The organism is Pseudomonas persica, assembly GCF_900291015.1.
Classification (GTDB): Bacteria; Pseudomonadota; Gammaproteobacteria; order Pseudomonadales; family Pseudomonadaceae; genus Aquipseudomonas.
Window position 1 is genome coordinate 1 of record NZ_OLKL01000334.1, and the last position, 242, is coordinate 242.

The 242-nt window shown below is 22.7% G+C and carries 1 protein-coding gene; it reads left to right on the top strand.

Going from position 1 to position 242, the window contains the following annotated elements; all coding sequences use genetic code 11:
- The coding region (locus FQ664_RS27430) for a hypothetical protein (protein ID WP_178091126.1) at positions 1–181 on the top strand (181 nt) is incomplete at its 5' end.
- Positions 182–242 lie beyond the last annotated feature (61 nt).

Consider the following 242-nt stretch of genomic DNA (forward strand, 5'->3'; position numbering starts at 1 on the left):
AAGTAATAACGACTATGTTAATACACCAATTATAAATTTAAATACCGAAGATGAATTCTTAAATAGTTTATCATCTAGAGAAGAAATTTTAAAACATTATACTTTAGACCAGTTAGAAGAACTTGGGGTACTTGGAATATTTGATGGTCTTGATAAACCTAAAAAACTTATTTTAAAATAAAAAATCAACCTAATAAAAAAGGTTGTTTTTTTATACAAAAAAACTTGAATTAAACTAATTC